The sequence below is a fragment of the Methanosarcina flavescens genome, from assembly GCF_001304615.2.
GTDB classification, from domain to species: domain Archaea; phylum Halobacteriota; class Methanosarcinia; order Methanosarcinales; family Methanosarcinaceae; genus Methanosarcina; species Methanosarcina flavescens.
The window spans coordinates 1,874,852-1,890,139 of record NZ_CP032683.1 but is presented as its reverse complement, the minus strand read 5'-3'; the positions used below and the strand labels follow the sequence as shown (position 1 = coordinate 1,890,139).

Sequence of the window (15,288 nt, the reverse complement as noted above, 5' to 3'; positions counted from 1 at the left end):
GTTCTTCTGGTATTTAGCTGTGAAACTCGAATGCAGACTTCATCGCCTTCACACAAGGTTTCTGGCAAAAACATCGGATACACTGTCCATGTTTGTAATGTAATCCTTTGCAAGCGGGTCTACAGCTATAACCTCACCACCTATCTCTTCGGCTACAGCCTGCGCACTCCGTGTGCTGAATTGAGGCTGGACAAAGATCACCCTAACCCGTTTTTCTTTTGCAAAATCAATAATTTTCGCCAGATTCTGAGCACTCGGTTCTTTACCCTCAGTTTCGATAGTAATCATTGTAAGCCCGTACTCTGCTGCAAAATATCCCCAGGATGGATGAAAAACCATGAAATTCCTTTCCTTTTTTCCCTCGAGTTTTTCCCGGATTCTTGTATCCAAGGCATCAAGTTCCTTAAGGTAAGCATCCCTGTTCTGGGCATAGTATTCTTTGTTCTCAGGGTCGATTATCACAAGCCCCTCATAAATATTTTCAACCATTATTTTTGCATTTGCAGGAGACGTCCAGATATGGGGATCAAGCTCTTTGTGAGCATCAGCCACAGATTCGTTCGCGTGCTCTTCAGGCTCGCCTGGAGATCTTCCTTTTGCCTCTTCTTCACCATGGGCAGCAAGCTCCTTCAGCTCAATTCCACTAGAAGAGTTTACGATAAGAGTCTCACTGTTGGTGCTTTCAAACCTCTCAATCCAGACTTCCTCAAAGGGCATTCCAGTTCCGACCGTTACATACATGCGAGCTTCGCTCACTTCCCTCAGTTCTCTTGGAGAAGGCTCATAAGTGTGAGGATCTGCTCCCGGAGGAATAATGACAATGGTTTTTACTTTACCTCCGCCCACTTTTTCTACAAATTCGACCTGAGGAAGTACACTTACAGCTACAATTATAGGCTCACCCGGCTCTGCTTTTTCTACTGTCTGTCCTGTACTTCCATTTATCTGGGAATCGCCTGGACTCATGCAACCGCTGGCAAAAATGCTCAAACCTACAGTCAATAGCATCAATAAAGGTAGAATTTTCAGATTCATGCTTGAGATCACGCTTTCTTCATTTTCACTTTTTTTGGCTAATTAACTTACTTCTGGATAAAATAAGACCTACATCAGGAAGAATAAACCTAGAATATCCAGAATTTATTATTACACCCAGAGTCTGTAATATTCAAATTTGGATATACCCCAAACTTTTGAGTTATCAGGAAACTTTTTTGGTACAAGCCCAAATTTATCTCAAAATTTATTAATAGGGTTTTATTTCGTATTAGTATTTCATCTATCACTTCATTTATTTCGGCACCGAATGATGATTTTCTTCATGCAGGCACTTTTCATGACTTATTTCTCCGCATACTCCAAACATCGGATGACCCATCGAGTTACAGATTTTATTTACAGCATCCCTGGAGACAAAAGCTTCAAAGCGTGAGACTTCATCACATGCTTCCTCCGAAGAAAGCCCGTAGTGGGTTAAAAGAAGACTGAGAATCCTGTGTCTTCGGATAAGAAATCGAGTATATGCCTTTCCTAGTTCAGTCAGGTCTACACCCCTGTAGGGGACGTGATTCAGGTAGCCTGCACTTGCAAGTTCGTTTAAGGTTTTGCTTGTAGTTGAAGGGTCAACCTGCAGACCAGAGGATATTTCTGTAGTTTTTACAGTGCCTCCTTTTTCAAGAATGAACTTAAGATAATCTACCTTTCTCGGGGAGAGTTCAAGACCTGTAAATTCAGGGTAGCTTTGCTCATTCATATAAAGAAATACAAAAAACCGGTATTTATTGTTTGCCACACGCCAAATTATGAACTTATAGTTGTGCTTTAGCAAAAGTAGAAAGGATATGAAAATACAGAAAGAGTCGAGCTTCAAACCTGGAGTAAAAGGAAATGTTCAGTAAAATTTTTTTTCTTACTGAAAGAACTCTTAGTGAAGGAAGTCCTGGTGGAAAAATTCTTAGGATAGAATTTTTAATAAAATAGGAAATAAGTAGCAGATACCAGTAGGAAGCTCGCAATACCCATAAGAGCATTCCCAAAAGTGTTTGACCTGAAAACTTCTGAGGGTTCCAGATCTGCAAGTTCTCCGAAAATCCAGAAGAAGGGGTCATTGACATGGGAAACCACAAAAGTGCCGGAAGCCATTGAGAGAATAAGGATTTCCGGAGGAAGTCCAAGTTGAGGAGCCAAAGGTAGTATAAGGGAAGGAGCAATAAGCATGGTCACAACCCTCGATCCCTGTACAGTTTGAAGGGCTGCGGCAACAAGGAAAGGTATAAGGATATGAGGAAGGCTAAATTGCAGAAAAAGCTGGCCCAAGGCTTCCCCTGCCCCTGTTATAGCAAGAGTTGCTCCGAGTGCTCCCCCTCCGCAGAGATCGAGGAGGACAACTCCACTTCTCCTCACAGCCTTCTCTATCAGTTCTCTGAGCACGGAAGATCCGAGCCTCCTACCGGAAAAGATGGAGAGGATAACTCCTGTAAGAAACGCAATATTCGGATCTCCTAGAAACGCAAGCATAGGGTACGAATGTTCAAAACCTGTCTTAAAGAAAATAAAGATTAAAGGGAAAAAGATAGGAGAGTAAGCCTCAAGCCTTCGGGGTTTTTCGGCAGTACTCTTATAAACTTCTATATTTTTCCTCCGAATTTCAGCTCTTTTTTCATTTACTTTATTAGAAATGCTTCTGAGTTCAGTTTCTCCCAGCCATCTGGCATAAAGGTAACCTGTAATGGAAACCGGAACTGCGACAAGAAACCCCAGAATAAAAAGCCTGTCAATTCTAGCTGAGAGTTCCCCTGCTGCCGAAATTACTACAGGTGATGGATAGACCAGGTTAAACGAAGCAACAGCCCCAAGTGCAAGTGCAGTTGCAGTGGAAATAGAGGGGTTATCAAGTCTGGCAGCCAACTCTTTAGCTATTGGAATAAAGATAACATAGGCAAGAATGTAACACATCAGGGGCACAGAAAGAAGAAAACCAAGGAGATTCAGGGCAAGTAGAGGATTTCTGGAAAAACGTATAATATCAGAGGCTATTAAGGACATTCCTCCCGTGCTCTGTAGCAGAAGTCCGATGACACTTCCACATGTAATAATGATAGCAAAACGGGAAAAAACACTGCCTAACCCTTTGGTTATCGCTTCAACCGTACCCAGGGGTTCTCCTGCAAGAATGCCCGTAAACACGGATACAAGAATAAGGCTAAGAAAAGGGTGCAACCTGAGTCTAGCTGTAAGAAGCAAAATTAAGAAAAGGGCGAAAAAAAATATAATCACAGGATGCATGTTTTAAAATTTGCTCATGAGTTTTTAAATATTTTCTTTAGCAGAGGACAGTTCATTGAGTTCTTCAATTTCTTCTTCTCCAAGTACTTTTGAAAGATTCAGAAGAATAAGAAGCCTGTTCCCCACTTTTCCGACACCTGTTAGATATTCTGAATTGATTTTCGATTTGATTATCTCAGGGGTCGGTTCAATTGAGGAGAGAGGCAGGTGCATGACTTCCTTTACAGAATTTACAAGCATTCCAGTGACGGTATCTTTGACTTCCACTATGAGAATTCTGGACAAACTGTCAGTATCTTTTGACTGAAAGCCAAGCCGCTTATTAAGATCTATTACCACGAGAATTTTTCCCCGCAGGTTAATGAGTCCTTTTACGCATTCAGGAGCCTGAGGAATGCGGGTGATTTTCGGGACAGGAATAACTTCAGAGACCTGCATGATATCTACCCCGAACTCTTCGCCTGAAAGCTCAAAGGTTACTAAATGGAGATTCTCTTCCTGGAACTTTGAATCCTCTTCTAATGTTTCTTCAAACATTTGCATTCCTCAAATTGATTCCGAATTTTAATCTACTGTACTTCCCGAACCTTCTGATTCCGAATTTTAATCTACTGTACTTCCCGAACCTTCTGATTCCGAATTTTAATCTACTATACTTTCCAAACCTTCTTTTGAGTTACCAAGCTTGAATTTCTCCGTAGCTTTTCTCATCTTTTCTCCGAGCAAAGAAAGGTCGCTTGCCATATTGGCAAGCTCTGACATTGAAGCACTCTGTTCCTCGAGAGCTGCAGCAGTTTCCTGGGTTCCTGCGGCTGACTGCTCCGAGATTGAGGAAATATCCTCCAGGGTGGAAGTGATCTCTTCAATGGATGCGGATTGCTCTTCTGTAGCGGCTGCAATGTCCTCTATCATATTTGTGATTTCATTAATTGTAGAAACAATCCCCGCAACCATTTCAACCGCGCTGTTAACGGATTGTGAGCCGACCTGCACCTCTTTCTTGCTGGCTTCTATGCTTTCAACGGTTTCGCTGATGTTGCTTCTTATTTCGTCGATCAGTTTGGAAATACTATTCGCTGCGCGGCCGGATTCATCAGCAAGTTTCCGGACCTCATCGGCCACAACAGAGAAACCTCGGCCGTGTTCGCCAGCTCGGGCAGCCTCAATTGCAGCATTCAGTGCAAGCATGTTTGTCTGTTCCGCAATTCGGGTAATAAGAGTTACAATCTCATAGATCTGCTGAGATTTAGAGTCCAGCTCCATTATCACATCCTCGGTCTCATCAACGGAGGAGCGAATAAGGTTCATTTTTGACAGGATTTCTCTTGAAGCGTTTCCAATATTACTTACAGTATTATTAACAAGATTTGTATTTTTAGAGACTTTCTGAGTGTTGTCTGCAATTTCCTGGATATTATGGGTCATGTCCCGCATTGCATGAGTTATATCCACTATTTTTACACTCTGTATTTCTGTCCCGTTTGAGATCTCAGCTGCGGTATCAGAAATTTTTCTTGACGCCGACGCTACCTCCTCGGAAGAGGCAGACATCTCCTCCGAAAGTGTGGAGAGGTGAATTGAACTCTCCTGAATTTCTTTGATCAGACTTTGAAGGTTCTCAACCATTGATTTAAAAGCCTCTGATAGTTGAGAGATTTCACTCCTGGAATTTCCTTTTATCTGAACATTGAGGTCTCCATCAGAGATACTTTCGGCTGCTTCAAGTAATTCGTAAATAGGTTTCCTGTAGACATTCAGAATTACAAAAACAAGTAAGGCACCGATAAGTATTGAAAGAAAAGTAACTAGGAGGATTTTATTCATAGAATCTGTTATCAGAGTATCAAGTCTCTCTTTCTGGTCAGCGCTGGCCTCCTGAGCGATCCCTTCAACCTCCGCGGCTATGATTGCCATATTCTGCATCTCAGCAGCCTTTCTTTCTTTAAGAACTTTCAGGCGATCAAATGCAGTCCGGGTTTCTCTGGCACTGGCAATTATTGTATTTCCACGTTCAACATTTTCAGGTCTCACCATCTGCTCTTCCAGGTTCCCGGTGACTTCAATTATATCTTCCATAAGCCGATCGAAGTTTTCCGCATGTTCATTTTCGGAGGTAATTATATAGTTCTGATATTCATTTTGAGCTTTCATTGCAAGTATGCTGACTTTCTGTGCTTCCTGAGCATTGGACAATTTTTGATGTAGAATCTCACCCGATGAACCGTTCTCCTGATACTGCTCATATTGAAGCATCTGGTCCTGATAGATCTCATCCGCTTTCTGCAGAATAAGCTCGCCATTTGAGACAATATCGATCCTCAGGGCAGTCTCTTCACTCTCTGCTTCAACGTAACTGTCAAAATTTTCTCTAAATTTCTCCGACGTCTCCAGAATGGAATCCATTCGACCCTGATTAGCAGGGTCAAGATAGTCCAGATATATTTCCCTGGATATAGCTGCCTGTGTGGGTACAAGATCAAGACGTCTATAAGTCTCGTTCTTATAATCAGGGTCACCATGAATAACATAATATTCCTGAGCTCCCAGGGCTCCCTGCATGTTATTCATTATAAAGGTCATGTTTTGAATGGCTCGGCTCTTTTTTTCAACGTCGCTCATACCCTGATAGCCTGTATACCCAACAAAAAAAATCAAAATCAGAAGAAGAGCAAAACCTACAACTACATGCCCTATTTTTGTGGTTTTATACATCTTTTTCACCCTCACCCGTACCTCCAGCTTCTCTGCCTCTATACCCTTTCTACCTGCAATTGAGCTATTAAGTTGTCAGCACCACCTGCTGAAGAAGGTCTTTGCCTTAATTATTAATATTTTGTTTTTGAGATTGCAACTCCATGTTTATGTTTAATCTTTAGTTATCAGGATTCTGAACTTGCAAGAAACTTTTCGATCTGCGAACCAAAATTGCCAAAATTTATGGGCTTGGCGACAACGGCATGACATCCAGCCTTAAGAAACTTCTCTCTACTATCGGAGTCTGAATGACCTGTAACTGCAACTACCTTAACGCTCCGGGTTTCAGGATTAAGTTTGATTTTTTGAAGCAACTCAAGACCGTTCATTTTAGGGAGTTCCATATCAAGCAATATTAGATCAATTTTCACTTTATTGAGAATCTCGAGGGCTTCAAAGCCATTTTTAGCCTTTTTCGGTTCATACCCAAAGGACTTAAGTAAGTTAGCTTCAACCGTCAGATTGAGTAAATTATCTTCAACAATCAGGATTTCAAACACTAGAATCTACTCCTGGGGGGACTTGAAGATTTTGTAAAGGGATCTCTACAAGAGAATTTCTTATAAATGTAGTCTTCGTTAAGATTTCTATAAATAAAGTTTTTGTGAAGGAAGTTTTATAAGCAAGATTTTTTACAAGAGAAATTTTGTAAACAAGCTTCCATATAATGGGATTTCTAAAGGAGCATTGAATAACGAACCTTCTCTGAAAGATCTGATACAGGAAAATATGAAATGAAATTTCTCATTTATATTCTCAGCAAGCATATTTAGACCTGCAAATTATATCAGAATGAATTTCTCAATTTACTTAGTCATATATGAAGTTTGAGAGAATATAAATTTATTTGCTAACTATAGAGTCATATTTTCAATATATAAACAGCGATAAAAATAACTTATTTAAACTATGGTATCATTTTTGGCGTTATTATTTTAGAAAAAAGATTTAAAATTAAGGCAAAACCAGGTTAAAAACAAGTGCGGTAGTATTCTTACTTTTTAAAGTGAACGTTATTAATGTTTTTATTTAAATTTACAGATCAAATCAAGATTAAGCTGAAGAATCAAATACAGTCTATAATACAGTCTACCAATTTTATGAAGACAATGTTAACATGCTATTTTTTGAATCTTCTTAATAAATTTTTAACTTAATAATTTGAAAAAGATAATTAAAAAAGTTTAATATAGCAGGTCTAGCATATATTTTTCTACATAATTGGGATAGATTTGCCTTAATAGGAGAACTTGCGCTGGTTACGTTTGTTAACCATGAGTAGCTTTCAACTGAGGTGTTTTGATTCATAGATTGGTTTATGAAGAATACGCAGGCAAGAAACGAAATTCGGCACACATAGTAATAAGGTGTCGGAGCACTCAAAAATAAGAGTGTAAAAATTTCCGATATTGTTGCTTGTTCAAGAACGAAAGAAGGGAAATGCATGGCCAGAGTTATGATCGTGGATGATGCCGAATTTATGCGAATGATAATTAGAGATATCCTTCTTATGCATGGACATGAAGTGGTTGCTGAGGTCGGTGATGGGGAAGAAGCAATTCAGACGTATCTCGAAGTAAAGCCCGATATTGTGTTAATGGATATAATTATGCCAGATATGGATGGAAAAGAGGCACTGCAAAAGCTTCTTACTGTGGACCCGGAAGCAAAGATAGTAATGTGCTCCTCCCTTGGACAACAGGCGCTCATAACCGAATCAATGAAGATAGGTGCTATGGGTTTTATTGTAAAGCCTTTTGAGCCTAATGGAATGCTGGATGTAATTCGAAAAATCGCTGAACCAAATTAGATAGGTTTGAAACCACCATTAAATCAGGTTGCTGTTAAATCAAACTTCGTTAAGTGAAGCTAGATAAATCTAGCTTATCAATATAAATCTGAATTATCAAATAGAAAATTAACTTATCAAATCCAGTTGCTTTTGATTAAACTATTATTATTTTAACTCAACTATTGCTGGTCAAAGTATTAAAAATTGAACTCTACATAGCTCCACATTTAACAAAAAGTGCTTGAGATGACTATCCGCGCACTCATAATAGATGATTCTGCTTTAATTCGCAAGCTTCTTTCCGATATTCTCAGTAAAGACCCAAATCTTAGGGTCATAGGAACGGCAGTTAACGGAAAGGACGGACTTGAAAAGATTGATAAATTGAGGCCCGATGTTGTTCTTCTAGACAATGTTATGCCTGTCCTTGATGGTCTCAAGACTCTTGCTCGAATTATGAAAGAATGTCCGACTCCTGTTGTGATAGTTTCAGCCCTTGGGGAGAGAGCTAAAGAAATTACGCTTACAGCTTTTGAATACGGCGCAGTGGATGTAATCCAGAAACCTGAAGGGATTCTCAGTCAGAGCATGCCAGAAATAGCAGAAGAAATTTGTAAAAAAGTCCGGGCAGCTGCAAAAGCCAATCTTGAGAATCTGGAATGCATGCGAAATCAAGAACTGATAGAGCCGGAAATAAATGGAATGAGAGAAAAAACAGAAAAGAATAGACTCCAGAAAGAAAATGTTTCCGTGAGAAATGTGCTTGCAATAGGCGCATCCACCGGAGGTCCAAGAGCCCTGGAGAAACTCATAAGTGCATTTCCTGCCGACATTCCTGCCGCAGTCCTAGTAGTACAGCATATGCCTCCAGGTTTTACGACATCTCTTTGTAAAAGACTTAATTTAAAAACAGCCCTCAGGGTAAAAGAAGCACAGGAGGGAGACAGGGTAGAAGAAGGGACTGTTCTTGTAGCTCCTGGAAATTATCATATGGAAATCATACAGAGAACTGTAAACGGTCGAAAAAAAGAAATCGTGCATCTTTCATGTGGCCCGAAAGAACTGGGCTCAAAACCGTCAGTAAATGCCCTTTTCAGGTCTATTGCCCCGATTTATGGCTCCAGAGTGGTTTCCCTCGTTCTGACAGGAATGAGCTGCGATGGAGCGGATGGAGCTGAGGAAGTTAAAAAAATGGGAGGAAAAATAATTGCTGAGGCAGAGAGTTCATGTGTAATTTACGGAATGCCAAAAGAAATTGTTAAGCGAAATCTTGCAGACCTTGTGCTTCCTCTGGACAAAATGGCTGAAGAGATTATAAAAATAATAAGCTAACTTTTTATAAGAACAATAAGTAACTTTTATAAAAAAATAAAGTAACTTGTGGAACCAGAGCAGGGAAAAATTATGGACATGTCAATATATATGGATATTTTCAGGGCAGAATCTGAAAAATACATTAAAGAAATGAGCGATTCCCTGCTTGCACTTGAGAAAGATTCTGATAACTCAGAACAGATGAATACACTATTTCGTGCAGCTCATACATTCAAAGGTATGGCTGCAACAATGGGTTTCAATCAGATTGTCAAGTTAACACATGAAATGGAAAGCCTGATAGATAAGCTGCGCACACGACAACTTATACTTGATTCTTCTCTGATTGATGTTCTTCTGATATGTATGGACACTCTTGAGAAGCTTGTTGAAAATTTCCTTGATGAGAATAAAAATAACTCTGGAAAGATAGAAAAAGATACAGGCAATGAATACGAACCTTATTCTGATATTGACGAGTTGCTGAGAACTTTAAGAAATATTAATCAGCCTCTCAAAAAAATTCCATTTCAAGAAGATAAAGATAAATCTTTAGATGAAGATGAACGGTCCTTAAATGAAAATAGATCTTTAGATGAAGACAACCGGTCCTTAAATGAAGATAAGTCTTTAGATGAACGATCCTTAAAAGAAGACGGATCCTTATTTGTGGAAGAGGAGAGCAATAAAAATCAGAACGTATCAAGTATTGAAGAAGCGGCATTGACTGAAAGAATTTCAAAGGCTATTCATCAAATTGAAAGAAGTACTGAGGAAACTGAAAAGAAATCTTACAGGATTAAAGGAAAAATTTACGAAACTGAAAAAAGTTACGAAATTGAAAAAAGAACTCATCAGGTAGAAAAAAAGGAAAAAAATTCTATTTCTCCAAAATCTGATCTTAAAGTAAAAACTATCCAGAGCTCAAGAATTAGCACCGGGCAGCTTGATAAATTGATGAATCTTGTGGGCGAGCTCATAATTAATCGTAGCAGGATAAATGAGCTTACAATCAACTTGAGATCGAAGGATCTTGAGATTGCACTTTCAGAATTTTATAAACTGACGAGAGAGTTGCAAGATGAGGTTATCAAGGCAAGAATGGTGCCTCTGGACCACATTACCTATATCTATCCCAGGATGGTAAGGGATCTTGCACGAACCCAGAATAAAAAAATTGATTTTATAATCAAAGGGAAGGAAATCAAGCTTGATAGGACTATTCTTGAAGAAATCGGAGATTCTCTGGTGCACCTGCTAAGAAACGCAGTTGATCACGGCATCGAGACTCCTGAAAGACGTGCTGAACTTGGGAAAAGAGAGACCGGCACTATAATTATTACAGCTTCAAGACAGGAAAATTTTGCCCTTATAAAAATCGAGGATGATGGACGCGGAATAGATACCAGCGAAATCCTGAGAGTTGCATTGAAAAAAGGAATCATATCAAGAGAAAGTGCAGAACAGCTTCAGGAAAAAGAGGTAATGCAGCTTATCTTTGCTCCGGGATTCAGTACCTCTGACATCATTACCGATATCTCTGGACGGGGAATTGGGATGGATGTTGTAAAAAACAGAGTTGAGTATCTTGGAGGATCAGTAAAAGTAGAGTCAAAGCCCGGTATTGGCTCCAGATTCGAATTGAAGCTGCCTTTAACTATTGCAGTTTATCAGGCTATGCTGATAAGAGTGGGAGAGGAAAGATATGCAATTCCTTTTACAAATATAGTAAAAAATATAGAAATCAGCTCGCAGGAAATCAAGCATATCAGGGGGCAGGAAGTCATTTTAATAGATGATAAAGTTCTTCCGCTTCTGAGGTTAAGAAATATATTTCGGTTGCCTGATGAGGATAAGAATAAGAATAATAATTTTGTAATTCTGGTTGAGAGGCATGGGCAACATATTGGGTTAATTGTTGATGAACTGCTTGGAAAACAGGAAGTAATAGTTAAGAGTTTCAAAAGCAAGTTCCTTGAGAACACCAGGGGATTTGCAGGGGCGACAATTCTGGGCGACGGAAACGTTATTTTGATAATTGATGTTAATGCCTTAATATCAAATTTTGATAATTGGTGCTAACTCCCTCATTTGGAATAACCGAGACTGATTAAGTTTTCGAAAAGGATTAAGTTTGCATAATGGACAAAATATAGTACATAGACTAAGATTAAGTTAAAGTGTCTGGATAAACGAATCGCCGGTGAAGAGATGGGTAATGATCCAGTTAGGAAAGCAAATGAGAATGAAACAAATAAAGAGATAAACAGAGAAACAAAGTCCAGTCGAAACCAGGAGATAGATCCGGGCTTTGAGCTGTTAAAGAGAATTATTACTGGAAAGACCGGCTTTAACTGTGAGCATTATAAAGAAGCTCATTTCAGACGCAGGATTAACGTACGCGTTCGAGCCACCAATTCCGGGAGTTATGGAGCTTACCTTAAACTTTTAAAAAAAGACCCTCAGGAATATAAATTTCTTGTTGACACCCTTACTGTAAATGTCAGTGAATTTTTCCGAAACCCCGAGACCTTCAGTATAATTGAAAAAGAGATCATTCCTTCTATTGTTAAATACAGATCTGAGTCATTGATCCGATCAATCCGCATCTGGAGTGCTGGCTGTGCGGGAGGAGAAGAAACCTATTCCCTTGCTATTCTGCTGCACAGAGTAATGAAAACTGATTTCAATAAATATAAAATAAGAATTATAGGTACAGATATTGATGCCAAAAGTCTGGAGAAAGCCAGGAAAGGCGTTTACAGCGAGAATTCACTTAAAAATCTTGATCTCAGCACAAAAGAACGCTATTTTTTGAAGCAGGGAGATGCATATCAGGTAATAGACGAGCTGAGAAACATAACACGTTTTAAACATCATGATCTGATTTCAGGTACAAGAATTGATCGTTTTGATATTATTGTCTGCCGAAATGTAATGATATATTTTAAAAAGGAGATTCAGGAAAAATTGCAACTTAATTTCTATCAAGCTCTTGAAAAAGGAGGATTTTTTGTAATAGGGAAGTCGGAAACACTGATTGGGACTGCATCCAGTCTATTTAAACCTTATAATACAAGAGAGCGCCTGTATGTAAAAGAAATCTCAAGGGATATTTATAGAAGAGATCGAGAATCTAAGGAATTTAAGTGAATACTAGTATGGGGCTTTGAAAGAGCTTGGAGACATCAGAATCGGAAATTCAGCAATTTCTCTTTATAAGCTAACAAATAAAAAGAAACAAATCTGATTAATGCTATGAGTAGACCTTTAATAGAAAAAGAAACAGATTTGATTGATACTATGAGCAGGTCTTTAATAGAAGAAGTTAGCCATATCCTAGCAGGAACTTATGTAACTGCACACTCAAAGTTTCTTGATCTCACAATTCTGATTTCAGCACCTTATACAGTGTATGATATGTCCGGCTCTATCCTCAATTCTGTGCTTACGGAGATGAGTTACAAGACGGACTTTACCCTCCTGCTCGATACAGAGTTTCTGATAAAAGAAAAGAAAATTTTTACGGTTATGTTTTAACTCTTTTTGATTCTGCTTCCCAGGAATACCTGTTAAAACGAATCAACTAGATACCTCATTAGAAATTTGATTAACCGAAGATCTAACTTGCTTAATATTAATGATTAAGGAATTCTTATTTAATTTCTTGAGAAATCTGACTTTTATGCCCTATCCTAATAAAATCAGGCAGGCTAGGGATAGACTCAAGATATCTCTAACCAGGGAGACTTTTTCTAACCAGAAAACCATTTCTAATCAGGAGATAATCAGGAAATCGCTTCTAGCTATAAGACCACTTCTAACCAGAAGATGTTAACTAGGGAGATTTTAGCTAGGGAGATTTCGAGATCAAGAGGCTTTCTAAGGTTGGCTGACTCGGGCATAATTACAGTGGGAATAGGAGCCTGTGCATTAGCTAGAAGTCCGGTGAAAATTAAGACCTTCGGACTGGGTTCGTGTGTAGGTATAACACTATATGATAAGCAGGAGAGAAGAGGTGGGCTTATCCATGCGATGCTTCCTAGTATAAATCAAACACGGATAAAGGATAACCCCCTTAAATATACGGATTCCGGGATAGAATATCTCGTAACTGAGATAGTAAAAAAGGGCTCTTCCAAAAAAAGGCTCGAAGCAAAACTTGTTGGAGGAGCGCATATGTTTGAGAATCGGAACATGAACATAGGCTAAAGGAATATAGAATGTGCTAGAACTATCCTGGAAAGATTTGAGATACCAGTTGTAGCTGAGGATACAGGGAAAAATTACGGGCGCTCAGTAACCCTTGATACCTCCACTGGTGATCTCCTCGTAAGAACAATTTTGAGAGGGAACTGGATAATTTGAGAAATTAATATAATTTTTACTTGTATATAATTTTACTTGTTTGATTATCGCTGAAGTTATATTGAGAGATTGAGAGTTATATTGTATATAATTAAGTAAAGCCACTTTATTTTTCTATCTTTTCTTTGAAAAATTATATATTTGATATAAATATTATGATTGACATTGTTAGCCGCACTAATAAACCAAAGTAAATAAAATTAGCATAGAACTTTAAATGTATGCCTAAGGCTAAGTCTGAGGTTAAGTAGTGTTTTAGTAACACTCCAAAGCTTTCAGTGAAACTCAATACTCCCAGTAGCACTTTGAAGCTTTCAGTAAAACCCTAAGGCTTTAAGTAACACTCCAAAGCTTTCAGTGACACTCCAAAAGCTTTCAGTGAAACTCAATGCTCTCAGTAGCACTTTGAAGCTTTCAGTGACACTTTGAGTAAACGATATATTATGTTATTCTGTAAGGTATCTGGAAAGCTCTGAAAGCTTATAGAAGACTGAGAAACAGGGAAAATCTAAACCTGACTATTAACAAACCAATTCCAAATAACAGTGATAGACAAAGAAGGAATCTTTATGGAAATTAATGGAGTAGAAATCGAAGATACATATGCAGAAGCGTTTCCGATCAAGATTGCAAGGATACTAATAACAGCAGCTACAAAGCGCTGGGCTCTTGTGGCAGCTACTGAAGCTACAGGTTTTGCAACATCTGTTATAATGTGTCCCGCAGAAGCAGGAATCGAGAGGTTAGCAAGTCCCAGCGAAACCCCTGACGGAAGGCCTGGAGTTTATATCCAGATATGCACTTTCAAATATGAAGCTCTGGAAGAACAGTTGCTTGAGAGGATTGGACAATGTGTGCTTACAGCACCTACAACTGCAGTTTTCAACGCGCTTCCTGAGGCTGAAAAACAATTTAATATCGGCTTTAAACTCAAGTTCTTCGCAGATGGTATGGAATCCGAAACCCAGATTGCAGGTCGCAAGGTGTATAAAATTCCAATCATGGAGGGGGATTTCCTGACCGAAGACAATATAGGCGCTGTAGCTGGAATTGCAGGCGGGAACTTCTTCATCTTCGGGGACTCCCAGATGAGTGCTTTGACCGCAGCTGAAGCCGCTGTCGATGCAATCTCAGAGCTTGAAGGTACAATTACTCCCTTCCCTGGAGGCATTGTAGCCAGCGGATCCAAATCCGGTGCTAACAAATACAAATTCCTGAAAGCTACTGCTAACGAAAAATTCTGCCCTTCCATAAAGGATAAAGTTGAGAACACTGAAGTCCCGGCAGACGTCAATGCTATTTATGAAATTGTTATTAACGGGCTTGATGAAGAAAGCATAAAAGCTGCCATGAAAGCAGGAATTAAAGCCGCTGTAACTGTTCCTGGCATTAAGAAAATCTCTGCAGGAAACTACGGCGGAAAGCTTGGGAAATATCAGTTTAAATTGCACGAGCTCTTCTGAGCTCAAAAATTTATTTTTTGTTTAATGTCCGTGATTTTTACAACTATTACTTTCAATAGACTTTTTTCACATGAATTTTTATTTCACATAGCAAATTATTTAAGAAATAAATGTCTTCAAGAAAAACTCTATTTTAGGAAATAAGTAATGTGCATCTTAGAAAGTAAGTGATAGAAAGCGGATTCATCTAACTTTATACTTACAGGAGTTCATTCTTCAGATAATACAGAAATAGAAATGGGAATGAGAATCTGAACAAATAAAAAACAATAATTTAGTAGACCTTATTATAACAATTCTTTTTTACAATCG

The 15,288-nt window shown here is 38.8% G+C and carries 12 protein-coding genes and 1 pseudogene; 7 read left to right on the top strand and 6 right to left on the bottom strand.

Features of this window, described 5'->3' with window-relative positions; genetic code table 11:
* Positions 1 to 48: 48 nt before the first annotated feature.
* From AOB57_RS08390 to AOB57_RS08365, 6 genes are all read right to left on the bottom strand, one after another.
* On the bottom strand, positions 49 to 1,035 hold the full coding sequence (locus AOB57_RS08390; protein WP_054298991.1) for a metal ABC transporter solute-binding protein, Zn/Mn family: 987 nt from the start codon (positions 1,033 to 1,035) through the stop codon (positions 49 to 51).
* Between the two features lie 256 nt (positions 1,036 to 1,291).
* A complete protein-coding gene (locus tag AOB57_RS08385) occupies positions 1,292 to 1,753 on the bottom strand; it encodes a metal-dependent transcriptional regulator (RefSeq protein ID WP_054298992.1) in 462 nt (153 codons plus the stop codon).
* A gap of 215 nt (positions 1,754 to 1,968) precedes the next feature.
* Entirely contained in the window at positions 1,969 to 3,243 is a 1,275-nt protein-coding gene (locus AOB57_RS08380; protein ID WP_394339689.1) for a GntP family permease, read from the bottom strand.
* 66 nt (positions 3,244 to 3,309) lie between these two features.
* Entirely contained in the window at positions 3,310 to 3,822 is a 513-nt protein-coding gene (locus AOB57_RS08375) for a chemotaxis protein CheW (RefSeq protein WP_054298994.1), read from the bottom strand.
* Positions 3,823 to 3,927: 105 nt separating this feature from the next.
* Complete coding sequence (locus AOB57_RS08370; protein WP_054299039.1) at positions 3,928 to 5,997, bottom strand: methyl-accepting chemotaxis protein; 2,070 nt, start codon at positions 5,995 to 5,997, stop codon at positions 3,928 to 3,930.
* Positions 5,998 to 6,164: 167 nt separating this feature from the next.
* Positions 6,165 to 6,539 carry a response regulator gene (locus AOB57_RS08365; protein ID WP_054298995.1) on the bottom strand — a complete coding sequence of 125 codons (375 nt, stop codon included), beginning with the start codon at positions 6,537 to 6,539 and terminating at the stop codon, positions 6,165 to 6,167.
* A gap of 944 nt (positions 6,540 to 7,483) precedes the next feature.
* Between AOB57_RS08365 and AOB57_RS08360 the strand changes: the two genes are divergently transcribed.
* From AOB57_RS08360 to fhcD, 7 genes and pseudogenes are all read left to right on the top strand, one after another.
* On the top strand, positions 7,484 to 7,849 hold the full coding sequence (locus tag AOB57_RS08360; RefSeq protein ID WP_054298996.1) for a response regulator: 366 nt from the start codon (positions 7,484 to 7,486) through the stop codon (positions 7,847 to 7,849).
* 228 nt (positions 7,850 to 8,077) lie between these two features.
* Entirely contained in the window at positions 8,078 to 9,163 is a 1,086-nt protein-coding gene (locus AOB57_RS08355) for a protein-glutamate methylesterase/protein-glutamine glutaminase (RefSeq protein WP_054298997.1), read from the top strand.
* Positions 9,164 to 9,211: 48 nt separating this feature from the next.
* Positions 9,212 to 11,227, top strand: a complete 2,016-nt coding sequence (locus AOB57_RS08350) for a chemotaxis protein CheA (RefSeq protein ID WP_226999446.1) — start codon at positions 9,212 to 9,214, stop codon at positions 11,225 to 11,227.
* 129 nt (positions 11,228 to 11,356) lie between these two features.
* Entirely contained in the window at positions 11,357 to 12,298 is a 942-nt protein-coding gene (locus AOB57_RS08345) for a CheR family methyltransferase (RefSeq protein ID WP_054298999.1), read from the top strand.
* Positions 12,299 to 12,403: 105 nt separating this feature from the next.
* Positions 12,404 to 12,685, top strand: coding sequence for a hypothetical protein (locus AOB57_RS14535; protein WP_054299000.1), 282 nt, complete (start codon positions 12,404 to 12,406; stop codon positions 12,683 to 12,685).
* Positions 12,686 to 13,033: 348 nt separating this feature from the next.
* A pseudogene (locus AOB57_RS08335) lies at positions 13,034 to 13,513 on the top strand (chemotaxis protein CheD).
* A gap of 569 nt (positions 13,514 to 14,082) precedes the next feature.
* A complete protein-coding gene (fhcD, locus tag AOB57_RS08330; protein ID WP_054299001.1) occupies positions 14,083 to 14,976 on the top strand; it encodes a formylmethanofuran--tetrahydromethanopterin N-formyltransferase in 894 nt (297 codons plus the stop codon).
* Positions 14,977 to 15,288 lie beyond the last annotated feature (312 nt).